Source organism: Pseudomonas putida (assembly GCA_041071465.1).
Classification (GTDB): domain Bacteria; phylum Pseudomonadota; class Gammaproteobacteria; order Pseudomonadales; family Pseudomonadaceae; genus Aquipseudomonas; species Aquipseudomonas putida_P.
The window spans coordinates 2,791,702-2,815,435 of the sequence record CP163498.1; the positions used below are offsets into that span (position 1 = coordinate 2,791,702).

21 protein-coding genes and 1 pseudogene are annotated in these 23,734 nt (G+C 63.0%); 5 read left to right on the forward strand and 17 right to left on the reverse strand.

Going from position 1 to position 23,734, the window contains the following annotated elements; genetic code table 11:
• The first annotated feature begins 206 nt into the window (after positions 1-206).
• Positions 207-1,418 carry a glycosyltransferase family 4 protein gene (locus AB5975_12945; GenBank protein ID XDR22625.1) on the forward strand — a complete coding sequence of 404 codons (1,212 nt, stop codon included), beginning with the start codon at positions 207-209 and terminating at the stop codon, positions 1,416-1,418.
• A 274-nt stretch (positions 1,419-1,692) separates the two neighbouring features.
• Here the strand turns inward: AB5975_12945 and AB5975_12950 are convergent, their stop codons facing one another.
• The 9 genes from AB5975_12950 to AB5975_12990 form a co-directional block, all read right to left on the reverse strand.
• Positions 1,693-2,394 carry a helix-turn-helix transcriptional regulator gene (locus AB5975_12950; protein ID XDR22626.1) on the reverse strand — a complete coding sequence of 234 codons (702 nt, stop codon included), beginning with the start codon at positions 2,392-2,394 and terminating at the stop codon, positions 1,693-1,695.
• A 185-nt stretch (positions 2,395-2,579) separates the two neighbouring features.
• Positions 2,580-3,107: an inorganic diphosphatase gene (gene ppa, locus AB5975_12955; protein ID XDR22627.1), complete on the reverse strand. Its 528-nt coding sequence runs from the start codon at positions 3,105-3,107 to the stop codon at positions 2,580-2,582.
• Positions 3,108-3,200: 93 nt separating this feature from the next.
• Positions 3,201-4,016 (reverse strand): zinc-dependent peptidase, encoded by an 816-nt coding sequence (locus AB5975_12960; GenBank protein ID XDR22628.1) that lies wholly within the window; start codon positions 4,014-4,016, stop codon positions 3,201-3,203.
• Between the two features lie 21 nt (positions 4,017-4,037).
• Positions 4,038-4,685, reverse strand: a complete 648-nt coding sequence (locus tag AB5975_12965; GenBank protein ID XDR22629.1) for a DedA family protein — start codon at positions 4,683-4,685, stop codon at positions 4,038-4,040.
• A 187-nt stretch (positions 4,686-4,872) separates the two neighbouring features.
• Complete coding sequence (locus AB5975_12970) at positions 4,873-5,331, reverse strand: N-acetyltransferase family protein (protein XDR22630.1); 459 nt, start codon at positions 5,329-5,331, stop codon at positions 4,873-4,875.
• Between the two features lie 108 nt (positions 5,332-5,439).
• Entirely contained in the window at positions 5,440-6,258 is an 819-nt protein-coding gene (eutC, locus tag AB5975_12975) for an ethanolamine ammonia-lyase subunit EutC (GenBank protein ID XDR22631.1), read from the reverse strand.
• Between the two features lie 8 nt (positions 6,259-6,266).
• Positions 6,267-7,661, reverse strand: a complete 1,395-nt coding sequence (locus AB5975_12980) for an ethanolamine ammonia-lyase subunit EutB (GenBank protein XDR22632.1) — start codon at positions 7,659-7,661, stop codon at positions 6,267-6,269.
• Positions 7,662-7,707: 46 nt separating this feature from the next.
• Entirely contained in the window at positions 7,708-9,156 is a 1,449-nt protein-coding gene (gene eat, locus AB5975_12985; GenBank protein ID XDR22633.1) for an ethanolamine permease, read from the reverse strand.
• 226 nt (positions 9,157-9,382) lie between these two features.
• The gene (locus AB5975_12990) at positions 9,383-10,903 is read right to left on the reverse strand and encodes an aldehyde dehydrogenase family protein (GenBank protein XDR22634.1); all 1,521 of its coding nucleotides are present in this window, start codon (positions 10,901-10,903) and stop codon (positions 9,383-9,385) included.
• Positions 10,904-11,157: 254 nt separating this feature from the next.
• On the opposite strand from AB5975_12990, the gene AB5975_12995 reads away from it, so the two are divergent.
• From AB5975_12995 to AB5975_13010, 4 genes are all read left to right on the forward strand, one after another.
• A complete protein-coding gene (locus AB5975_12995; protein ID XDR22635.1) occupies positions 11,158-13,173 on the forward strand; it encodes a sigma-54-dependent Fis family transcriptional regulator in 2,016 nt (671 codons plus the stop codon).
• A 66-nt stretch (positions 13,174-13,239) separates the two neighbouring features.
• A complete protein-coding gene (mpl, locus tag AB5975_13000) occupies positions 13,240-14,589 on the forward strand; it encodes a UDP-N-acetylmuramate:L-alanyl-gamma-D-glutamyl-meso-diaminopimelate ligase (protein ID XDR22636.1) in 1,350 nt (449 codons plus the stop codon).
• On the forward strand, positions 14,586-15,215 hold the full coding sequence (ubiX, locus tag AB5975_13005; protein XDR22637.1) for a flavin prenyltransferase UbiX: 630 nt from the start codon (positions 14,586-14,588) through the stop codon (positions 15,213-15,215). The genes mpl and ubiX overlap by 4 nt, the downstream gene beginning before the upstream one ends.
• Positions 15,212-15,499, forward strand: a complete 288-nt coding sequence (locus AB5975_13010) for a YceK/YidQ family lipoprotein (protein XDR22638.1) — start codon at positions 15,212-15,214, stop codon at positions 15,497-15,499. The genes ubiX and AB5975_13010 overlap by 4 nt, the downstream gene beginning before the upstream one ends.
• A 48-nt stretch (positions 15,500-15,547) precedes the next feature.
• On the opposite strand, the gene AB5975_13015 is transcribed toward AB5975_13010, so the two are convergent.
• From AB5975_13015 to AB5975_13050, 8 genes and pseudogenes are all read right to left on the reverse strand, one after another.
• Positions 15,548-16,192, reverse strand: a complete 645-nt coding sequence (locus AB5975_13015; GenBank protein ID XDR22639.1) for an oxidoreductase — start codon at positions 16,190-16,192, stop codon at positions 15,548-15,550.
• Positions 16,193-16,219: 27 nt separating this feature from the next.
• The gene (locus AB5975_13020; GenBank protein ID XDR22640.1) at positions 16,220-17,953 is read right to left on the reverse strand and encodes a C13 family peptidase; all 1,734 of its coding nucleotides are present in this window, start codon (positions 17,951-17,953) and stop codon (positions 16,220-16,222) included.
• A 226-nt stretch (positions 17,954-18,179) separates the two neighbouring features.
• Complete coding sequence (locus tag AB5975_13025) at positions 18,180-19,244, reverse strand: 2,3-butanediol dehydrogenase (GenBank protein XDR22965.1); 1,065 nt, start codon at positions 19,242-19,244, stop codon at positions 18,180-18,182.
• Between the two features lie 52 nt (positions 19,245-19,296).
• Positions 19,297-20,403 carry an acetoin dehydrogenase dihydrolipoyllysine-residue acetyltransferase subunit gene (locus AB5975_13030; protein XDR22641.1) on the reverse strand — a complete coding sequence of 369 codons (1,107 nt, stop codon included), beginning with the start codon at positions 20,401-20,403 and terminating at the stop codon, positions 19,297-19,299.
• A complete protein-coding gene (locus AB5975_13035) occupies positions 20,400-20,858 on the reverse strand; it encodes a transketolase C-terminal domain-containing protein (GenBank protein ID XDR22966.1) in 459 nt (152 codons plus the stop codon). Before AB5975_13035 ends, AB5975_13030 begins: the two co-directional genes overlap by 4 nt.
• A 60-nt stretch (positions 20,859-20,918) precedes the next feature.
• A pseudogene (locus tag AB5975_13040) lies at positions 20,919-21,421 on the reverse strand (alpha-ketoacid dehydrogenase subunit beta).
• Positions 21,422-21,454: 33 nt separating this feature from the next.
• The gene (locus AB5975_13045) at positions 21,455-22,432 is read right to left on the reverse strand and encodes a thiamine pyrophosphate-dependent dehydrogenase E1 component subunit alpha (protein XDR22642.1); all 978 of its coding nucleotides are present in this window, start codon (positions 22,430-22,432) and stop codon (positions 21,455-21,457) included.
• A 22-nt stretch (positions 22,433-22,454) separates the two neighbouring features.
• Positions 22,455-23,510: an ATP-NAD kinase family protein gene (locus tag AB5975_13050; GenBank protein ID XDR22643.1), complete on the reverse strand. Its 1,056-nt coding sequence runs from the start codon at positions 23,508-23,510 to the stop codon at positions 22,455-22,457.
• Between the last annotated feature and the right edge of the window lie 224 nt (positions 23,511-23,734).

Sequence of the window (23,734 nt, forward strand, 5' to 3'; positions counted from 1 at the left end):
GCGCCATGACCGCCTGGTTTTTTTGCAGCACTGCGTGTGCAATCGGTTGAGTCGCACTAGAGTGTAGCCCTAGCGGAGTGCTTACTGCGTGTGCAGGAGGTCTGCAAGGACGCTGAAACGTTGTTGAGATGGACGGCTGGTTTTGAGGAGTAGGCCCCATGTAGACAATTCAACTGATCGTGTCCAGGCATCCCTGTGAGGGGAATATGATTGAAGACCCATATATCCTGTTTACCCGAATACCGATTGTTGTAAACGAGCAAGGTGAACTTTTTACTGACCCTTTGTGGGTCAAGGATATAGAGCTTCATCTGAGCTACATAGAAAACTTCGGCATCTGCTGCCCTGTTGAAAAAAGCAACAACGTCGAAGGGTTGCAAAGCATTAGTCATCTGAATGTGAAATGGCTTTACGGCTTGAGAAAAGACTATGGGCTTGCCTCTGTATTAAAGAATTTCCTACCCAATTTCATGTGCGTCGCCAAAGCCTGTAAATCGGCGAGGGTCGTGCATTCCGACGGTGCCGGTTGGGCATTTCCGTTGTCCTTCTACCTGCTGCCCCTGAAACCCCTGTTTCGCTTTCAATGGGTTGTTGTCATAGAGTCTTCATTCTGGATGCTGGGCCAGGGTGATACGCGGACGTTCAGGGCAGTCATCGAGCACTACGCACACTCCCTCCTGTTGAAACGCTGTTTGAAGCTGGCAAACGCCAGGATATTCACTCAATCTTTCTACAAGGAATATTTTCTCGGGGGCAACAATAGCCACACGTTAATTAACCCTGCCAGCTGGCTCGATAAGCAGTACATGGCGGCCCCGGAGGCAGTCAGGAGGCGATTCGAAGGTAGGCGTGAGCGTACACTCAACTTGCTTTACCCCTCACGCCTGGTCGTGGATAAAGGTGTCATGGTCGTTCTTGAAGCCATTGAACAACTGAACGTCGAAGGCGTTGAAATCACGATCACTCTCATGGGTGACGGGGATTTGAAAGCGCACTGCCTACGCTTTGCCGCTGAGTACCGTGGCGCCGTCGCGGTGAGGTTTCAGAGCGCAGTCGATTATGGCAAAGACTTTTTCACGATCATTGCCCAGCATGACTGGCTGTTGGTCCCGACATTGAAGCAGGAACAACCCCGAATCATATTCGATGCGTTCAGCCAGGGCGTTCCCGTCATCGGCTCCGACACATCCGGGGTGCAGGATATTACCAGCAGGCACAATGCGCTCACGTTTGAAACCGGTAACCCGTCCAGTTTGGCTGACCGTATTCGATATGCGGCGCGGCACCCCGAGCTGGCGCTGAAAATGGGGCTCGCGGGGCTGGACTATGCGACGGGGAAAACCCACTTGCAGATGCATCAGGTTCGTGAGGAATTCCTGAAGAGCAGCTTGAAGCTCTCGGCCAGCCCGCACATCTGACGCCACGTACGAGGATCTGCCGGTTGTAGCGTATACGACGGGGTATTAAAAAGCCGGCTTGTGGCCGGCTTCTCGGGGACGCTTCCGACTAATTTATGGTAAGCCGCAATCGCCTTAACTGTGTGGCCATCAAGGGCCTGAAAGAGATGGCAGATGCCCGTGTGGGATATCGCCGAGCCCTCTGGACCGCGGCTTGCGCCGGTCGGGGCTAAATGTGCCGCGTAGCATACAAGGGCCCGCGCAGGATGCCCAGCAAAAAATGGCACAGGGTGTTTCAGCCTGGCCGCTGCTGGCGGAAATGTGACCAGTGGAACACCCAGCCAAGGATCTCCAGCCCCTGCGCCTGGCGCTGCGCTGGGGTGTAGCGTTCGACCGCATAGTTACGCCGGTCATGGCTGTGCAGATAGAGCGTATCGTGCAGGCCAAGGCTGAGGCTGTTAACCCTGAGCATGCCGTTGTGCAGCAGGGCATAGGTCTCGCCATCGACCACTCGGGTCATGCTCAGGTCGATGGCCAGGGTGGCCTCCAGCGGAATCAACGGGAGCATGTTGCCGGCCGGCATCGCCAGGCAGATCGCGTTACCGGCCTGTACACCCAACCCCTTCAGGGCCTTTGCCGGCAGGCGCAGGTTTTTGCCCGCCACTGGCGACAGCAGGCTGTTATGCATCTCGTAATAAGGCACGTTCAGTACCCGGCCGTGTCGCACCGACAGCGGAGTGGGTGGGTTGGCGAGTGCCGGCTTTGGCGGGCCGTTGCGCAGGATCGGGTTGGGGTGTTTGGGCCCTTCACCGGTGCGCAGCCAACGGCGGTGCACACAAAACAGGTCGGCCAGCTCATCCAGCCGGGCCAAAGGCACACCGCGTTTGAACCAGTTGTTGACGTGCTGCGGTGTGACGCTGCGCTGGGCGGCGAAATCGGAAGGGGTCAGGCCGCATTCATGCAGCAGGGCCTTGAGGCGGTCACCGGAAGTGTTCATGGCAGCGAGTGTAGCGGCGGGGTGCCAGCAAGGATATGAACCGGGTGTTGATGGGGTTTGTGTGAAAAGAGGCCGCCTGTAGGGCGTTGGTGTAGGACTGCGTAGGATTTCTTACTAGTAATCAGCGCATCGCCCTTTCAGGCGTAAAAAAACCCCGCCAAGGCGGGGTTTTTATGCAACCGGTATCAGCCCTTGTAGGCAGCAACCGATTTGGTGATCGCAGCACGGGCAGCGTCAGCGCCCTCCCAGCCTTCGATCTTGACCCACTTGCCCTTCTCGAGATCTTTGTAGTTGGCAAAGAAGTGCTCGATTTGCTGGATCAGCAGGGCTGGCAGGTCGGTGTATTCCTTCACGTCGACGTACAGCTGCGACAGCTTGTCGTGAGGAACGGCGATGACCTTGGCGTCGCCGCCGCCGTCGTCGGTCATGTTCAGTACGCCAACCGGGCGGGCGCGGATTACCGAGCCTGGCGCTACCGGATAAGGGGTAACCACCAGCACGTCCAGCGGGTCACCGTCGTCAGCCAGGGTGTTCGGGATGAAACCGTAGTTGGCTGGGTAGAACATTGGGGTAGCCATGAAGCGGTCGACGAACAGCGTGTCGCTGTCCTTGTCGATCTCGTATTTGATCGGCGCGTGGTTGGCCGGGATCTCGATGGCGACGTAGATGTCGTTCGGCAGGTCTTTGCCCGCCGGAATCTTGCTGTAGCTCATTGGGCAGTGCCCCCGTGTTTGACCAAAAAAGTGGCGGCGATTATAGGCACATTCTGCCGGGGCATGCCACGTCTGGCCTGATGTGCGGCCCCGTCAGGCGTGGCTTTCGCGGTACTCGGGGTGTTCGGCCTGCAGCCGGCAAAGGCGCGCCAGCGGGTCTTGCCGGTAGAACTGCGACAACTGGCGGTAGACCTGTGGATAAGCCTGATGCAGCAGGTCGGGGGCACTAAAGAAATATTCGCTGGTGACGGCAAAGAATTCTGCCGGGTTTTCTGCAGCGTATGGGTCGATGGCGGTTTCGGCGTCAGGGTCGGCATCCAACTGGCGGTTGAGGTCGTCGTAAGCCTGCTGCATGGCTGTTGCCCACTCATCCACCGGCATGCCGCTGTGCAGTGGTGGCAGGCCGTTGGCATCGCCGTTGAGCATGTCGAGCTTGTGCGCCAGCTCATGGATGACCAGGTTGTAGGCCTCCCAGCCACCGCTGCCCAGCACGCCGTTCCAGGCGAGGATGATCGGCCCCTGTTGCCAGGCTTCGCCGCTGTGCTCGCCGTCCCACACATGCTCCACGCCACTGGCATCGCGGTGCCGCTGGGGGCTCTTGAAGTCGTCGGGGTACAGGATGATTTCGTGGAAGCCCTGGTACCAGTTCAGCTCGCCCAGGTGCAGCAGTGGCAACTGTGCCTGGGCGGCCAGCAACAGGCGCTGCTCGTCGTCCAGTTCGACGCCGGGCAGGCAGGTGAGGTGCTTGTCGAGCAGGAACAGGATGCAGGCTTCGCGCAGCCATTGGTCTTCTGCGTCAGTGATGCCGTCCAGCATGGGCAGGCGCTCGCGTACGGCCTGCCATTGCTGTGGCGTGATCGGGTAACGCGCCAGAGTGCGCTTGCGCCGCCAGGCGCTGAATGACCACATGCCGGTTGCTCTTGTGCGTGTTCAGTGAGCCTTGGCCGTGCGGCCCAGACGCCCACGCAGCAGGCCGAGAATCATCGGCACCAGCGACAGGATGATAATGCCCACCACCATCAGCGACAGGTGCTGCTTGATGAACGGCACGTTGCCGAAGAAATAACCCAGGGTGACCAGCCCGCCGACCCACAGCAGCGAGCCGGCGACACTGAAGCCAAGGAAGCGTGGGTAATGCATGTGGGCGATGCCGGCGACGAACGGCGCGAAGGTGCGCAGGATGGGCAGGAAGCGCGCGAGGGTCACGGTCTTGCCGCCATGGCGTTCATAGAACTCGTGGGTGCGTTGCAGGTAATCGCGGCGGAATATCTTGGAGTTGGGGTTGTTGAACAAGCGCTCGCCGGCCGTTCGGCCGATCACGTAATTGGTGCTGTCACCCAGGATCGCGGCAACCATCAGCAGGCCGGCCAGCAGGACAGGGTCCATACCGCCACCCGCAGCCACGGCGCCGGCGATGAACAGTAGCGAATCGCCCGGCAGGAAGGGCATTACCACCAGCCCGGTTTCGCAGAAGATCACGGTGAACAGGATGGCGTAGATCCAGGGACCGTAATTGGTGACCAGCAGATCGAGGTAAGCATCGAGATGCAGGATAAGGTCCAGCGGGTTGAAATCCATGTACAGCACCTGTGTTCTGGGGCGTAGGCTCGGTTACCTGGGGATGGGTAAAATTTCACACATGACAGAAGAGGCATTATACGGCTAAGTCAGGAACATGCCCGGGGAGTTTGTAGCGGGGGGTTACGATAGAGGTAATCCTGTGGCGGCCTCTTCGGGGGCGTGCCCGCGAAAAGGCCGCCACCGGTCAATCCTGGCTGATCGGCAGGATATAGCTCTTGAACTCGGTGTCTTCGCGAAAACCGATGGATTCGTAAGTCTTGTGTGCAACTTCGTTGTCCGCGCTGGTCGACACCCGCATGCGTACGGCGTTGGTGTCCTTGGCCATTTTCTTCGCTTCGCGCATCAGGTGGTCGGCCACCAGCATGCGCCGCGAGTCTTCGGCTACATAGATATCGTTGAGAATCCACACCCGCTTCAATGACAGCGACGAGTAGCTGGGGTACAGCTGGCAGAAGCCCATCAGTTTGCTGTCGTCATCATCCGGTAGCGCCAGGTAGATCACCGATTCATCCCGTTTCAGGCGCTTTTCCAAAAAGCTGCGCGAGCTGTCGGGGTAGGGCAGCTGACCATAGAACTCGCGGTATTTGACGAACAATGGCGTGAGCAGGTCGAGGTGTTCCAGGGTTGCCTTGATGATGCGCATGTGCGGCCCTCAGAGTCCATTTTGGGAAACAGCGGAATGCCAGCAGCTTTCAAGGGCATGCTGCCCAATGCGCGGCACAAGTGCAATCCGCCTTCCGTGACATGTTTTTTACCCTTTGCCGAGCAGGAAGTTACCTTTCTGGCTGGCACTGCCTTCACTCTCCAGGCTATGGACCTCGGCCTCGTCCTTCAAATTCACCCCGGAAAGTTGGCGCCGGCAGGCTTCGCGCATCAAGTACAGCAGGCGGTGAGCCGCCATGCCATAGCTCAGCCCCTCCAGGCGGATGTTGGAAATGCAGTTGCGGTAGGCGTCGGTCAGGCCAACCTTCGGTGCATAGGTGAAATACAAGCCCAGGCTGTCAGGCGAACTCAGCCCCGGGCGTTCGCCGATCAGCATCACTGTCATGCGTGCGCCGAGCAGCTCGCCGACCTCATCGGCCACTGCCACACGGCCTTGCTGCACCAGCACCACCGGGGCGCTGGTCCAGCCGTCGGCGGCGGCCTGCTCCTCGAAGCGGTTCAGAAACGGCAGGGTGTGGCGATGCACGGCCAGCGCCGAGAGGCCGTCGGCGACCACGATGGCCAGGTCGACGCCGCCGGGGTTGGCCTGGGTGTGCTGGCGCAGGGTGGCAATCGAGTCTTCGTTCAGCCGTCGCCCCAAGTCCGGGCGCTGCAGGTACTGGTGGCGGTCGCTGGCGGCGCTGTGCAGCACCAGGCTGTCGCGCCCGCGATCACTCAGCTGGCTGGCCAGGCCGGCGTGGTCGAAGGCCAGGTGTACGGCATCGCGGGCCTGGGCATGGGCGAACTGGAAGTCCAGTTGCGCGCCGGTCGGCAGGCTGGTGCCGGTGCGGCCCAGGGCGATGCGCGCCGGGGTCAGGTTGCGCAGGGCCAGCCAAGGGTTGTCGGGGGTAGGCGTGCGATGGTCCATGGTCATCCCTATGCAAGCTGTGCCAGGGCCTGGCGAAAGGCCGGTGGCAGGTTGTCACCAAAGCGCACCCGGCCATCGGCCTGGGTGAAGATGCCGGTGCGGGCCAGCCATGCCTCGAATTCCGGCCCAGGCTTCAGGCCGAGGGTCTGGCGCGCGTACAGCGCGTCATGGAACGAGGTGGTCTGGTAGTTGAGCATGATGTCGTCGGAGCCGGGGATGCCCATGATGAAGTTGATCCCGGCCACACCCAGCAAGGTCAGCAGGGTGTCCATGTCATCCTGGTCGGCTTCGGCGTGGTTGGTGTAGCAGATGTCGCAGCCCATCGGCACACCCAGCAGCTTGCCGCAGAAGTGGTCTTCAAGGCCTGCGCGGATGATCTGCTTGCCGTTGTACAGGTACTCCGGGCCAATGAAGCCGACCACGGTGTTGACCAGAAACGGCTTGAAGTGGCGGGCCACGGCATAGGCGCGGGTTTCGCAGGTTTGCTGGTCGACGCCATGGTGGGCGTTGGCCGACAGTGCGCTGCCCTGGCCGGTTTCGAAATACATCAGGTTTTGCCCAAGGGTGCCACGTTTCAACGACAGGCCGGCTTCGTAGCCTTCCTGCAACACGTTCAGGTTGATACCGAAGCCAGCGTTGGCTGCCTCGGTGCCGGCGATGGACTGGAACACCAGGTCCAGGGGCACGCCACGGTTGATCGCTTCGATCGAGGTGGTGACGTGGGTCAGCACGCAGGACTGAGTAGGGATGTCGTAGCGTTGGATGATGGCATCGAGCATTTCCAGCAGGGCGCAGATCGAGGCGATGCTGTCGGTGGCCGGGTTGATGCCGATCATGGCGTCGCCGTTGCCGTACAGCAGGCCGTCGAGAATGCTGGCGGCAATACCGGCCGGTTCGTCGGTCGGGTGGTTGGGTTGCAACCGCGTCGACAGGCGCCCGCGCAGGCCCATGGTGCCGCGAAAGCGCGTGACCACGCGGATCTTCTGCGCCACCAGCACCAGGTCCTGCACGCGCATGATCTTCGACACCGCTGCCGCCATTTCGGGTGTCAGCCCGGGCGCCAGGGCGCGAAGGCTGTCTTCATCGGCCTCTTCGCTGAGCAGCCAGTCGCGCAGGCCGCCCACGGTCAGGTGGCTGACCGGGGCGAAAGCCTGGGCGTCGTGTGTATCGACGATAAGGCGGGTGACCTCGTCATCCTCGTAAGGGATCAGGGCTTCGTTGAGGAAGTGCGTCAGTGGGATATTGGCCAACGCCATCTGCGCCGCGACACGTTCGCCGTCGTTGCTGGCCGCGACGCCCGCCAGGTAGTCCCCCGAGCGTGCCGGGCTGGCCTTGGCCATTACGTCCTTGAGGCTGTCGAAGCGGTAGACCAGGTGGCCGACCGTGTGTACGAAACTTGCCATACAGAATCTCCAGAGCCGCGGGTTGCCCCGCGGCGGGTGGCGGCGATCAGTGCAGGGCCTCTTCGGCCTTCTGGATCGCGGCGAATTCCTCTTCCGGTGTGCCCGCGACCAGGTGGTGGCGGCTGTAGAAAGCAAAGTAGGCAATTAATACCGCATAGATCACTGCGGCGCCAATCACCACCCGTGGGTCGACCAGGAAGCCGGCGACCACGGCGATGCACGCCAGCACCAAGGCTACGCCCGAGGTGAAGACGCCACCCGGGGTGCGGTATGGGCGTTCCATCTTCGGCCGGCGGATGCGCAAGGTGATGTGCGCGGCCATCATCAGCACGTAAGACAGGGTAGCGCCGAATACGGCAACCAGGATCAGCAGGTCACCCTGGCCGGTCAGCGACAAGGCAAAACCGATGATGCCAGGGATGATCAAGGCCAGCACCGGGGCCTTGCTCTTGTTGGTTTGCGACAATTTGCGGGGCAGGTAGCCCGCGCGGGACAGGGCGAAGATCTGCCGGGAATAGGCGTAGATGATCGAGAAGAAGCTGGCGATCAGCCCGGCCAGGCCCACCAGGTTGACGAAACCGCCCATCCAGGTGTTGCCGCCGTAGGCCTTGGACAATGCCTCGACCAGCGGGTTACCGGACGCTTTCAGGGCTTCGGACCCCGCACCGCCAGGCCCGACCACCAAGATCAGCAGGGCGAAGGCCAGCAGTACCAGCATGGCACCGATCAGGCCGCGTGGCAGGTCGCGCTTGGGGTTCTTGGTCTCTTCGGCGGCCAGTGGCACACCTTCTACGGCAAGGAAGAACCAGATGGCGTAAGGAATCGCCGCCCACACACCGACATAGCCGAACGGCAGGAAGCTGCTGGCGCCTACCGCGTCCGTTTTGGCGATGTCGAACAGGTTGGCTGCATCAAAATGGGGCACCATGCTCACCAGGAACACCGCCAGGGCGATGGCTGCGATAGCGGTGATGATGAACATCAGCTTCAACGCCTCACCCACGCCAAAGATGTGGATGCCGATGAACACGATGTAGAACGCCAGGTAGATCATCCAGCCGCCGATGCCGAACAGTGACTGGCAGTAGGCGCCGATGAACACGGCGATGGCGGCGGGTGCGATGGCGTATTCGATGAGGATCGCCGTCCCGGTCAGGAAGCCGCCCCACGGGCCGAAGGCGCTGCGGGCAAAGCCGTAGCCGCCGCCTGCGGTGGGGATCATCGACGACAGCTCGGCCAATGAGAAACACATGCACAGGTACATGGTGGCCATCAGCAGGGTGGCCAGGAACATGCCACCCCAGCCGCCCTGGGCCAGGCCGAAGTTCCAGCCAGCGTAGTCGCCGGAGATGACATAGGCCACGCCCAGGCCGACCAGCAGTACCCAGCCGGCGGCGCCTTTTTTCAGTTCACGTTGCTGGAAATAGTCCGAACCGACTTTTTCGAAGTCTACGGAAGAGCCTGCCGGCGAGCCGGCGGAATGATCGCTTGGCATAGTTTCACCTGTTGTTTTTCTTGGTGGCCGGAAGGGTTCCGGGCCGATGGTGATGGGTACTGCAGGAAGCGAGCCAGAGCGGTTGGTGCACGGCAACCGCTTTGGCATTGTTAAATGCAGGCCCGGCCTCGTCGCGCGCTTGCCCGCCCTCACAGGGATTGCACAACATTCAAGTCATGTGCAGAGCTTGTGGGAGCGGGCGAGCCCGCGAGGGCCGCGACGCGGATTAGAAGAAGCCCAGCGGATTGATGTCGTAGCTCACCAGCAGGTTCTTGGTCTGCTGATAGTGGTCGAGCATCATCTTGTGCGTCTCACGGCCAACACCGGACTTCTTGTACCCGCCAAACGCGGCATGCGCCGGGTACAGGTGGTAGCAGTTGGTCCATACACGGCCAGCCTTGATGCCACGGCCCATGCGGTAGGCACGGTTGATGTCGCGGGTCCATACGCCGGCGCCCAGGCCGAACTCGGTGTCGTTGGCAATCGCCAGCGCTTCGGCTTCGTCCTTGAAGGTGGTGACGCTGACCACCGGGCCGAAGATTTCTTCCTGGAACACGCGCATCTTGTTGTTGCCCTTGAGCAGGGTCGGTTGGATGTAGTAACCGGTGGCCAGCGAGCCTTCCAGTTTTTCCACCTTGCCGCCGGTCAGCAGCTCGGCGCCTTCCTTCTGGGCGATGTCGAGGTACGACAGAATCTTCTCGAACTGCTGCTGCGAGGCCTGGGCGCCGACCATGGTGTCGGTGTCCAGCGGGTCGCCGCGCTTGATCTGCAGCACCTTCTTCATCACCACTTCCATGAACTGCGGGTAGATCGACTCCTGTACCAGTGCCCGCGATGGGCAGGTGCACACTTCGCCCTGGTTGAAGAATGCCAGCACCATGCCTTCGGCCGCCTTCTCGATGAAGCTTGGCTCGGCTTGCATGATGTCTTCGAAGTACACGTTCGGCGATTTGCCGCCCAGTTCGACAGTTGACGGGATGATGTTCTCGGCGGCGCATTTCATGATGTGCGAGCCAACCGGAGTCGAGCCGGTGAAGGCGATCTTGGCGATGCGCTTGCTGGTGGCCAGGGCTTCACCGGCTTCGCGGCCATAGCCTTGCACCACGTTCAGCACGCCAGGTGGCAGCAGGTCGCCGATCACTTCCAGCAGCACGGTGATGCCCAGGGGCGTTTGCTCGGCAGGCTTGAGCACCACGCAGTTACCCGCGGCCAGCGCGGGCGCCAGCTTCCAGGCCGCCATCAGGATCGGGAAGTTCCACGGGATGATCTGCCCGACCACGCCCAGCGGCTCATGGATGTGATAGGCCACGGTGCCTTCGTTGATCTCGGCCGCGCCGCCTTCCTGGGCGCGGATGCAGCCAGCGAAGTAGCGGAAGTGGTCGACCGCCAGCGGGATGTCGGCGTTTAGGGTTTCGCGGATTGGCTTGCCGTTGTCCCAGGTTTCGGTAATGGCCAGCAGCTCGAGGTTCTGCTCGATACGGTCGGCAATCTTCAGCAGAACGTTGGAGCGGTCCTGCACCGACGTGCGGCCCCAGGCGTCGGCCGCAGCATGGGCGGCATCCAGGGCCTTGTCGATGTCTTCGGCAGTGGAGCGAGGGAATTCAGCGATCAGCTTGCCATTCACCGGGGAGGTATTTTCGAAGTACTGCCCCTTTACCGGAGGAACGAACTCACCACCGATGTAGTTGCCGTAGCGGCTCTTGAAGGAAACCTTCGCGCCTTCGGTACCGGGATGTGCGTAACGCATGGTGTGTCTCCTGGCTATTGTGTTTGTTAGGGAGTTGAAAAGCGTAGAGCAAAGGTTGGGCCAGCGTTGGCTGTGCCAGGCAAATCAATGACTTGGGTCAGTATCACGGCGCTGATCAACAGTCGCTGTGCCGGCGCCGGTACGCGCTGGGTGACATTTTGTGCCATTTGCGACACGTCACAGGCGCGTGCATTGCAAAGCCTTTCCGGGTGGAGGATGCTGGGCTGACGCTCTATCTGCGGAGAACTACAACAATGCAGAGCAACCCTTTCAGTCGCCATGCCCAGCAGGTCCATAGCGTTGCCCATGGTCGGGCTGGGGAGGGCGGCAGTGACCCGTCCATCGCCCGCTCCTGGCTGCGCTGCCTGGAGGACTACCACCTCGACCCTACGGTGATCGAAGCGCCGGTGGTGCTTGAGCATGGGCGCCTGCTGGAAAGCCGCGAGCGCCTGCGCCAGGTGTTGCAAATTGCCGACCATGAAATGAACAGCCTGCACCAGCAGCTTTCCGGCGCGGGCCACGCAGTGCTGCTGACCGACGCCCGCGGGGTGATCCTCAACTGTGTCAGCGCCCCCACCGAGCGGCGTAGCTTCGAGCGTGCCGGGCTGTGGCTGGGCGCCGACTGGAGCGAGGCGCGCGAGGGCACCAATGGCATCGGCACCTGCCTGGTCGAGCGCCAAGCGCTGACTATCCACCAGAACGAGCACTTCCGTGGCCGCCACACCGGCCTGACCTGCTCGGCCAGCCCAGTGTTCGACCCGCATGGCGAGTTGCTGGCGGTACTCGACGTGTCCTCGGCGCGTCCTGACGTATCACGGCAAAGCCAGTTCCACACCATGGCGTTGGTCAACCTGTCGGCGAAGATGATCGAAAGCTGTTACTTCCTTCGCCATTTCGAGCAGCAATGGCTGCTGCGTTTTCACCTGCAGGCCGAGTCGGTCGGCTTGTTCAGCGAAGGCTTGCTGGCGTTCGACGGCGATGGGCGCATTTGCGCTGCCAACCAGAGCGCGCTTAACCTGCTGGGCACTGTGCGGGGCGGTGTGCTGGGCAAACCATTGAAGCGATTTTTTGCCTGCAGCCATGACGAATTGTTCAGCCGCGCCACGCCCGGCGGCAGCACCGCCTGGCCGCTGCGTACCCTGGACGGCCGCCAGGTGTTCGCCAGCCTGCGAGGGCAGGCCCGGGCGCCGGTGTGGTCGGTGCCAGCCGCCCAGCCGCGGCCCGCGTGCGAAGTAGAGCCGCTGGTCTGCCTGCTCGACCCGGCGTTGCAAAACGACTTCCGGCGCAGCGTGCGGGTGTTCGAGCGCGATGTGCCCTTGCTGCTGCGCGGCGAGACCGGTTGTGGCAAGGAGGCCTTCGCCCAGGCTGTGCATCAGGCCAGTGAGCGACGCGGCAAGCCGTTCGTTGCCATCAACTGTGCGTCGATCCCAGAAAGCCTGATCGAGAGTGAGCTGTTCGGGTACCGTGGCGGCAGTTTTACCGGCGCGCGCAAGGAAGGCATGCGCGGCAAGCTGCTGCAGGCTGACGGCGGCACCTTGCTGCTGGACGAGATCGGCGACATGCCGCTGGCCCTGCAAACCCGCCTGCTGCGGGTACTGGAGGAGCGCCAGGTGGTGCCGATCGGGGGCGAGCCGCAGGCGGTGGACGTGCGCATTGTCAGCGCCACCCACCGTGACTTGCTGGAGCGGGTAGAGCAGGGCAGTTTCCGCGAAGACCTTTATTACCGCCTCAATGGCCTGGAAGTGGCGTTGCCAGCGGTGCGCGAGCGCAGTGACAAGGCGCAGTTGCTGGACTTCCTGCTGCGCCAGGAGGCGCAGGGGCAGTTGATCGACATCGAGCCCAGGGCGCGGCAGGCACTGCTCGAATTCACCTGGCCGGGGAACGTGCGGCAAATGCGCAATGTGCTGCGTACCTTGGTGGCGCTTTGCGAAGATTCCCGAATCGCATTGGCGGATCTCCCAACCATCGTCCGCAACAACGCCAATCCTGTGGGAGCGGGCTTGCCCGCGAAGGCTGCCTCACAGCCGTATGAGGGCGAGGGTTTTGCCCTCGTTCGCGGGCAAGCCCGCTCCCGCACAACCTGCGTTGATTCCGCAGTTGACGGTGAATCCGTGGGTAACCAGGTTTTGCAGGATGCGGAACGGCAAGTTTTGCTGGCCATGCTGGAGGCAAAACACTGGCACTTGACCCGCGTCGCCGAGCACTTGGGCATCAGCCGCAATACCTTGTATCGAAAACTGCGCAAACACGGCATCACCAGGGCCGACTGAGCGAAACAGCGGGTGCGATTTGTCGCGCCCTGGGCTACCCTGCCTCGATGTTTTGCGAGGTCGACCATGCATATTCACATTCTCGGTATTTGCGGCACTTTCATGGGCTCGCTGGCGGTGCTGGCCAAGGAACTTGGCCACCGCGTCACCGGCTCGGACGCCAACGTCTATCCCCCGATGAGCACCCAGCTCGAAGCCCAGGGCATCGAACTGACCCAAGGTTATGACCCGGCTCAGCTGGACCCGGCGCCAGACCTGGTGGTCATCGGCAACGCCATGTCGCGCGGCAACCCGGCGGTTGAATACGTGCTGAACAAGGGCCTGCCCTATGTCTCCGGCCCGCAGTGGCTGGCCGACCACGTGCTGCAAGGCCGTTGGGTGCTGGCCGTTGCCGGTACCCACGGCAAGACCACCACCAGCAGCATGCTGGCCTGGGTGCTGGAGCACGCCGGCATGAGCCCAGGCTTCCTGATTGGCGGTGTGCCGCAGAACTTCTCGGTGTCGGCGCGTTTGGGCGACACGCCGTTCTTCGTGGTCGAAGCCGACGAATACGACAGCGCGTTCTTCGACAAGCGCTCGAAGTTCGTTCACTACCACCCACGTACTGCGATCCTCAACAACCTTGAGTTCGATCACGCGGACATCTTCCCGGACCTGGCCTCGATCGAGCGACAGTTCCATCACTTGGTGCGTACCATCCCCAGCGAGGGCCTGGTCATCCATCCGACCACCGAGCAAGCGCTGGAGCGAGTGATCGGCATGGGCTGCTGGACCCCGGTGCAAACCACCGGTGAAGGAGGCCAGTGGCAAGCTCGCCTGCTCAGCCCTGATGGCTCGCGCTTCGAAGTGTTGTTCGAAGGCGAGGCGCAGGGCGTGGTGGACTGGGCACTGACCGGCCAGCACAACGTCGCCAACGCCTTGGCCACCCTGGCTGCGGCCCGCCATGTTGGCGTGGTGCCGGCCATGGGGATCGCTGGCCTGAGTGCCTTCAAGAGCGTCAAGCGGCGCATGGAGAAGGTGGCCGAAGTGCAGGGCGTGACCATCTACGATGACTTCGCCCACCACCCGACCGCCATTGCCACCACCCTCGACGGCCTGCGCAAGCGTGTTGGCGAGGCACCGGTGATCGCGGTGATCGAGCCACGCTCCAACTCAATGAAGCTTGGTGCTCACCGTGACGGCCTGCCAGAAAGCGTCAACGATGCGGACCAGGTGATCTGGTATGCACCGGCCAACCTCGGCTGGGACCTGGCCGCCACCGCCGCCCAATGCAAGGTGCCGAGCGTGGTGGCCGACAGCCTCGAAGCGATCATCGAACGGGTCAAAGGCCAGGCTCGCCCAGGCACCCATGTGGTGATCATGAGCAACGGCGGTTTCGGTGGCCTGCACGGCAAGTTGGCCGAGGCGCTGAAGTGAACGGGCCGCAACGCATCACCCTGGCCATGACGGGCGCCTCTGGCGCCCAATATGGCCTGCGCTTGCTCGATTGCCTGGTGCGTGAGGACCGCGAGGTACATTTCCTCATCTCAAAGGCCGCGCAGTTGGTAATGGCCACCGAGACGGATGTGTTGCTGCCGGCCAAGCCCCAGGCAATGCAGGCCTTTCTGACGGAGTACACCGGCGCCGCCGATGGGCAGATCCGTGTGTACGGCAAGGAGGACTGGATGTCGCCCGTGGCCTCGGGCTCTGGCGCCCCAGCAGCGATGGTGGTGGTGCCGAGTTCTACCGGCACGTTGTCGGCGATTGCCACCGGTGCGTGCAACAACCTGATCGAGCGGGCTGCCGACGTTACCCTCAAGGAGCGTCGCCAGCTGATCCTGGTACCACGCGAAGCACCGTTCTCCACCATCCACCTGGAAAACATGCTCAAGCTGTCGCAAATGGGCGCGGTGATCCTGCCGGCGGCGCCGGGCTTCTATCACCAGCCACAGACCATCGACGACCTGGTCGACTTTGTCGTGGCGCGCATTCTCAACCTGCTGAACATCCCCCAGGACATGCTGCCGCGTTGGGGCGAGCATCATTTTGGGGTGGATGATTGAAGCGAGCGCTGGCCAGTTTGCTGGCGCTGGGGCTGTTGAGTGGTTGTGCCACGGTGCGCACGCTGGATGCCGCCAAGCCTGGGGCACCGGTGGTATATGCCGGCACCCGGCTGGATTTGTATGTGATCAACGGCGGGTGCTGCCCGCGTGATCATTATGGGGCTGATGCGCCGGCCTATCCGGGGTTGGACCTGCCGGGGAGCATGCTGCTCGATACCCTGTTGTTGCCGTTATCCTTACTGACAGCGGCAGGTGTAGGCTTCCAGGCCACAGGCGGCCTTTAAGGGCCCTTTCGCTGGGTTGCCCGCGAAGAGGCCCTGGCAGGTAACCCCCTATTTTTTGCCCAGCTTGCGCAATTCATCGGACTCCACAATCCGTATCCCGTCTTCTTCCTCAAGCGCCAGTCGCCACAACGCCCGCGCCAGGGTACACGCCTCGATCCCCCGGTACTTGCCAGGAATCAACCTGGAAAGTGGCGCAACCAGCTGCTCAGTGAGCCGTGGCTCTATCCGCTCGCCCAGCAGGAAGGAGGGCCGCACGATGGTCAGCTGTGGCCAGTCCTGAGCCTTGAGCGCTTCTTCCATCTCGCCCTTGACCCGGTTATAGAAAATTGACGACTTGGGGTCGGCGCCTACTGCACTGACCACCAGCAGATGCCGTGCGCCCATTTCCCTTGCGCGTTTGCTGAACGCCACCACCATGTCCAGGTCCACCGCGCGGAAGGCCGACTCGGAGCCGGCCTGTTTCAACGTGGTGCCCAGGCAGCAATAGGCAATATCGACGCGCCCGGCCAGCTGCGGGAGGAACACCGCCGGGTCGCCCACCGGGTTTTCCAGGTGTGGGTGCTCGGCCAGTGGCCGGCGGGTGGGCGCCAATACGCGGGTAATGGTGGGCTCGTTGAGCAGGCGGTCCAGCAGGTGTTCACCCGTCAGGCCCGTGGCACCGGCAAGCAGGACATGCTGAGGCGTCAAATACATGATGTCTCTCCCTTGTTACACACAAGCTTAGTGGCTGCGGGGCGTTTTTGCCTGTTCCCCCACGGCGGCTTGTGCGGCGTTACGCAAAGCTTCTTCGGCCTGTTGGCGGCGCAGGTGCTGCCAGTGTTCAAGCACGGCTGGCGGCGCCCATAGCTGCGGTTCAGAGGCCTCGAAGCCTTCCCTTTGTTCTCGTTCGGCAACGCTGGCGCGCGCCAGTTCAAACGCCTGTTTCAGGTCGTCGGTCTGGTTCAGCGCTTCGGCGAACAAGGCATCGCCAAAGTAGGTGAAGTCGGCCTCTTCCGAGCAGCCGAAGGAGACGCGGTCGGCCCGGGCGGCGGTCATGATCAGCGTGCGCTCATCTTTGAGAGGGGCGATATAGCCCCCTGAATAGCAGGCGGATATGACGATTACCTTGTCGCGGTCCTTCAACGGCGCCAGGGCGGTGGCCAGCTCGTCGGCGGACAGGTCGGCCAGCTGCAGGCGCGGCTGGTCGAGCACCAACTGGTGGTCCTGGCTGCCATGGCTGGTGAGGTAGATGAACACCAGGTCTTCGGGGCCGCTGCGTTCGGCCAGCGTGCTGGCGGCACGGGTGAGGTTCTCGCGGGTGGCCATGGGGCGGGTGGCCATATGGTCGCGGTGGTTGACCAGGGTCACCTGGCCACGGGCACCAAAGCGCACCTTGAGCATGTTGCTGACATAATCGGCTTCACGCAGGAACACGCTCTGCTGGCCATCGCCGGCCACCACCAGGCTGTACAGCTGGATCGGGGGCGCCGAGCGCGGCACCCTGGCCAGCGCTTCTTCCAGCAGCCGGCCCTGGTTGAGCAGTGCCAGGTCCAGTGGGTCGGGCAGCAGCTTGCCTTTCTGGTCACGCACGCGCACGCCATTTGCCCACACGCCGCTTTCAACCTTGCCGCTGGGCAGGATCAATCGGCCATGGCCATGGTAGGCATCATTGAGGAAGCCGCCGATGTACTGGCTGCCGTCGGCCAGTTGCAGGCTGCCTTGGCCCGATAGGCGCCAATCGGCGAACTCGCCTTTGTAGTGGCTGCCATCGCTGCCCAGCAGTTCGCCTTCACCCACCAGCGAGCCATCCTTGAATTCACCGATCCATACATCGCCATCGGCATTTTCGTAGCGGCCACGGCCCTCCAGGCGGTTGTCCTTGAACTCACCGATGTACTGCTCGCCGTCAACGCTGTCGAAGGTGCCGCTGCCTTGTAACTGGCCGTTGATGAAGTGGCCGCTGAACTGGTTGCCGCTGGCGTCGCTGCGCACGCCGGCACCGTTGGGCTTGCCTTTGGCGAACAGCCCCTGGTAGCGGCTGCCATCGGCCAGTTCCAGCTCGCCCGCGCCGTCGTAGAGGTCGTCCTTGAACTGGCCGCGGTAGGTCTGGTCGGCCTGCTTGAGGGTGCCTTCGCCGTCGCGACGGCCATGCTTGAACGTGCCGCCATAGTGGCTGCCCGGGGTGGTCAAATCGCCCAGGCCCTGGAACAGCCCCTCGGCGAACTGGCCACGGTACACCTCGCCGTTCTGGCCATGCCATTCGCCCTGGCCGTGCCACTGGCCATCCTTGAAGCTGCCGGCGTACCAGCTGCCGTTGGGGTAGTCGATCCGGCCCTCACCCTGCAGCAGGCCATCGACCACCTGCCCCCGGTAACGCCCGCCGTCAGGCAGGCGCGCGTCTGGCGGAAGCAGCGATTCGCCATCGCCACAGGCGGCGAGCAGCAGGACCAGGGTAATGGGGAGCAGTGGACGCATGGCGAGGACCGGGCAATAGGTCTGCCGAGTATGACGCAGAATGGGATCCTGAGACAGGGAGCGCAAGGCTTGTACGGCCCCTAAAGCTCACGCGGTACCTGTGGGAGCGGCTTTGGCCGCGAACACCGGCGAAGCCGGTGCCATGCACCGCGTCGCATTCTTCGCGGGTAAACCCGCTCTCACAGGGATTGGTGCCATATGCAAGTGTTTGCCCCAACCAATGGCTTCAGCGCACGCCCGGTGAAACGATGATCTTCACGTTCTCTTCCTTGTTGTTCACCAGTTCCTCGAAGCCCAGCTCGACAATCTGCTCCAGCCCGATCCGCCCGGTCACCAAGGGGCGAATATCCAGTCGTCCATCAGCGATAAAGGCAATCACATCGGCAAATTCACCGTTGTACGCCAACGCCCCCAGCACCTGCTTCTCGGTGGACACCAGCTCGAAAAAGTTGAACTCGCTAGGCTCTTCGAAAATGCCCACCAGCACACACTTGCCCGCCTTGCGGATGGTGTCGATGGCCAACTTGGCCGTGTGCTTGTTGCCGATGCACTCAAAGCTCACATCCGCCCCCAACCCGGCAGTGAGTGCGCGGATTTGCGCCAGGGCATCGCACTGGCTGGGGTCCAGCACCACGCTGGCACCGACTTCCTTGGCTTTGGCCTTGCGCGCCGAGGACATCTCAAGGGCAATGACCTGCGCTGCTCCCGCAGCCTTGGCGCACATGATGGTACACAGGCCAATGGTACCAGCACCCACCACCACCACGGTTTGGCCGAGCAGGCTGCCCGCCTTTTTCACTGCATGCATGCCCACTGCCAGCGGCTCGATCAGTGCCCCGGCTTCAGCAGGGAAGCCCTGCGGCAGCCGGTAGAGCAGGTTGGCAGGCACGTTGACCAACTCGGCGAAGGCGCCGTTGTTCATCAGGCCGGTGAAGGCCAGGCGCTCGCAGATGTTGTACAGGCCGTGGGTGCAGTAGTAGCAGTTGCCGCAATGCTGGCAGGCGTCTGCGGCCACCGGGTCGCCGACCGCAAAGCCTTCCACGCCTTCACCCAGCTTGGCGATCTGGCCGCAAAATTCGTGGCCGAGGATGCACTGGCCCTGAATGCCAGTCAGTGGGTGCGGGGCCTCCACCGGGATGAATACCGGGCCGGCGACGTATTCGTGCAGGTCGGAGCCGCAGATGCCGCACCAGTCCACCTTGATCTGTACCCAGCCCGGCGCAGGGTCGGCTGGCAGGGGTACCTGTTCGACGCGAATATCGTTGCGGCCATGCCAGACGGCGGCGCGCATATGGGTGTGGCTCAGGTCGTTCATTGTTGTTCTCCAGGCTCACGGAAAGGGCTTAGTGCTTGCGCAGGAACGCGAGCAGTTGCTGGTTGACCTGTTCAGCCGCTTCCATCTGCACCATATGCCCAGCCTCCGGCAGCACCAGTACTTCTGCCTCCAGGCCTTCGGCATGGCTGGCCGAGATGATCGCGTCCTTGCCGCCCCACACCACCAGTGCCGGGTGCTGTCCCAACACCCCGCGCAGGTCGTGGCGCTGCCGGTCGCCGTCGGCGAGGGCCGATGCCAGCTGGCGCAAGGCATCATCAACACCTTCCAGGCGCTTGAACTTGAGCATGTCCTCAAGCATTTGCCGGGTGACCAGCGCCGGGTCGGCAAACAGCTGCACCATTTGTGGTTTAAGCGCATTGCGGTTGGCGGCGCTGACAAAACCTTGCAGGTACTGCCCGTTGATTGCGTCACCCAGCCCGGCACTGGCCACCAGGCTCAGGCTGGCCACCCGCTGCGGCGCCAGGCGCGCCACGTTGAGGCTTACCGCACCGCCCATGGAATGGCCCGCCAGGTGGGCCTTGGCGATGTCCAGGTGGTCGAGCAAGGCCAGCACGGTTTCGCTCAGCTCGTCCAGGTCACCCCGTTGCAGGGCCTTGGCCGACTCGCCGTGCCCCGGCAGGTCCAGGGCGATTACGCGGCGTTCGGCGGCCAGCGCCGGGTGGTTGAACAGCCAGTTGTTGAGGTCGCCGCCAAAACCGTGCACCAGCACCAGCGGCGTGCCGCCTTCGCCCAGCTCGAACCAGCGCAGCAGGCGGCCACCGACTTCCGCCTTCTGCGGGGCCGGCCCTTGTGCCTGATCGGCGCCCCCTTCGGCGACGAACTCGGCCTGGAAGCGTTGCACCAGCGCATCGATTTCTGCTTCTTCGGCTTCGCCTTCCACCACCACTGCCAGTAGCGCGCCGACCGGCAGGGTTTCATCCGGCCTGGCCACCTGGCGGCGCAGTACACCACTGAACGGGGCTTCGACGCTGCTGCTGATCTTGTCGGTCTCGACGTCCAGCACCTCGTCGCCCTTGTTGATTTCGTCACCTTCCTGCTTGAGCCAGGCGTCCACCCGGCCCTCGGTCATCGACAAGCCCCACTTGGGCATGGTCAGGGTATGGATCTGGCTCATGCGGCACTCCTTGCAGCTTCGATCACCTTGCGCACGGCAGTTTCGATCTTCGCCGCGTCAGGGATGTACAGGTCTTCCAGTGCGTCGGAGAACGGCACCGGGGTGTGCGGCGCGGTGACCATTTCGATCGGGCCCTTGAGTGCGCCGAAGGCCTTCTGCGCCACCAGCGCGCTGATGTCGGTGGCCATCGAACAGCGCGGGTTGGCTTCATCGATCACCACCAGCCGGCCGGTCTTCTCCACGCTTTCCAGAATGCTGTCTTCGTCCAGCGGGCTGGTGGTGCGCAAGTCCAGCACCTCGCAGTCGATGCCCTGGCGGGCCAGATTGTTGGCCGCTTCAAGTGCCACGTGGACCATGCGTCCATAGGTCACCAGGGTCACGTCGTCGCCATCGCGCAGGAAGTTGGCTTCGCCGAACGGCACGGTGTACACCTCTTCTGGCACTTCGCCTTGCATGCTGTACAGCAGCTTGTGTTCGCAGAAAATTACCGGGTCGTTGTCACGGATCGCCTGGATCAACAGGCCCTTGGCATCGTAGGGCGAGGACGGACACACCACCTTCAGGCCGGGGATGTGCGTCCATAGCGAGGTGAGCATCTGCGAATGCTGGGCTGCCGCGCGCAGGCCGGCGCCGTACATCGTGCGCATCACCAGCGGGGTGACCGCCTTGCCGCCGAACATGTAGCGGAACTTGGCGGCCTGGTTGAGGATCTGGTCCAGGCAGCAGCCGGCGAAGTCGACGAACATCAGTTCGCACACCGGGCGCAGGCCCTGGGTGGCGGCACCGACCGCGGCGCCGACATAGCCGATTTCCGACAGCGGCGCGTCGAGCACGCGGCCGGGAATTGGTGGTACAGGCCTTTGGTCACCCCCAGCACGCCACCCCAGGCGTCATCCTCGCCGGGTGCACCGGCACCACCGGCGACGTCTTCGCCGATGATGAACACGGTATTGTCACGGCGCATTTCCTGGGCCAGGGCTTCGTTGATGGCCTGCTGGTAGCTGATCTTTCTTGCCATGGTGGTTCTCCTGTTGTTCTTGTAATCCGCGGCTCAGGGGTAGGCGACGTAGACGTCGGTGAGCAGGTCGGCGGGCTGTGGCTTGGGATCGGATTTGGCGCGGCGCACGGCGTCTTCGATCAGGTCCTCGATGCGCGCGTCGATGGCGTCCAGTTGCTCGGCAGTGAGCAGGCCGGCGCGGGTGGTCTTGTTACGGAACTGCATCAGGCAGTCGCGGGATTCGCGCAGGTTTTTCACTTCATCGGGGGCGCGGTAGGTTTGCGCATCGCCCTCGAAGTGGCCGTAGTAGCGGCTGAGCTTGACCTCGATCAGCGACGGGCCTTGCCCGGAACGTGCGCGCTCGATGGCCGCGCCTGCGGCCTCGTACACGGCAAAGAAGTCGAAGCCGTCGATGGTGACGCCTGGCATGCCAAAGCCAGCAGCGCGGTCGGCGATGTGGTCGCAGGCGACCGACCAGTTGGAGGCGGTGGCCTCGGCGTAGCCGTTGTTTTCGGCCACGAAGATGCACGGCAAGTTCATGATCGACGCCATGTTCATGGCTTCGAACACGGCTCCCTCGTTGGAGGCGCCATCGCCGAAGAACGCCACCGACACGTCGTCACGGCCCTTGAGTTTGGCCGCCAGCGCGGCCCCGGCCACCAGCGGAGCGCCAGCACCGACGATGCCGTTGGCACCGAGCATTCCCTTTTCCAGGTCGGCAATGTGCATCGAGCCGCCCTTGCCGCCGCATACCCCGGTTTTCTTGCCGTAGATCTCGGCCATCATGCCGTACACGTCCACGCCCTTGGCGATACAGTGGCCATGGCCGCGGTGGGTCGAGGCGATGCAGTCGCTGTCGCGCAGGTGGGCCATGACCCCGGCGGCGGAGGCTTCTTCGCCGGCATACAGGTGGACGAAGCCGGGGATCTCGCCCGTGGCGAATTCCACGTGCAGGCGTTCTTCGAAGGCGCGGATGGTGCGCATCACTTCATAGGCATGCAGCAGTTGTTCGGTACTGAGTTGATTGGACATCTTGTTGTTCTCCAGGGTTGTCTCAACACGGGTTTGCAGGGTGCAGCCGGTGGCCGCGCGGGACGGCCAGCAGGTGATGGCGAGCGGCATGCGCCAGTACGGCCTCGACGTCCACGCTGAGCGGGCCTTGGTGGTCGAGGGTGATGGTGGGCGTGTCGTGTTCGGCAAATTCGATTTCACGTTCGCCATCCAGGGCCAGGGTGCCGCTGGCCAGGCTCAGGCGATGGGCGACGCCGGGCGTCAGTGGGCCGCTGGCGGTAATGCCGCAGGCTTGCAGCAGGCCGGGGGCCAGGGGGACGAGCAGCGCTTGCTCGGCAGCGGGGTTCAGGCGTACCCAGGCGCCGTGCGGGTCCTGGCGCGATACTGGGCACCACAGGCCGCACAAGGCCGACAGGCCGATGGCATGGGGCTCGGCGAAGCAGGCGAAGACCTCGCAGAGGTCCTCGCTGCGGCTGAGCGCGCGGGCACCGATGAAGCGTTGCGGTGACACGGCCACTTCGACCAAGGCCCATTCCGCCAGCTGTTGCTCTGGCACGTTCACCAGCAGGCGCTTGTTGCGGCGCAAGCCGATGCTGGCCGGCACCCGGCCACTGGCGAGCAGGCCGCCGGCCAGGCCCGCGCTGGTGGCTTCGCGCAGTTCGGGGAAGGCGTTGTTGGTACCGGTGGACAGGGTCAGCAGCGGTACGTCACCGGCTTGGGCGGCGACCGCCTTGTGGGTGCCGTCGCCACCCAGCACAGCGATCATCGACACGCCACGCTCGACCATGCGCCGGGTAGCCAGGTGGGTATCGGCCACGGTCTGGGTCAGTGGCAGGTCGAGGATCTCGATGGCCGGCCAGTGCTGATCGTGGGCCCCTGGGCCCTGGCTGGCCTTGAGTACAGCGGCGGCGATGCCGGTCATGTCGCTGGGCAGCAGCACCTGGCCGATGCCGGTGGCGCCGAAGGCTGCGAGCAGGCGTTGAATCGCCGAGGCTTTGTCGGTGCTCGAATAGAGCCCGGCATTGGCGGTCAGGCGGCGTAGGTCGCGGCCAGAGGCAGGGTTGGCAATGATCCCGACAATCGGGGCGGGTAGCGGCATGGCGCACCTCGTATTTTTGTTTGCAAGGGCTTGAGCAAGCGCGGTGCCAGCTTTCTTCGCCTTGGCTGAAGTGGCCGCGCTAGAGGGCTTTGGTCGAGTTATGGCAGGCCTGCACGGCGGCGCCGACGAGACGCCGGGTGCCAGCGCGGGGCTGGCCATGCCGAGACGCTGAGACGCTGCGTCTCAAGCTCGGCAGTAATCACACAGTGCTTGTCGGGGCATGC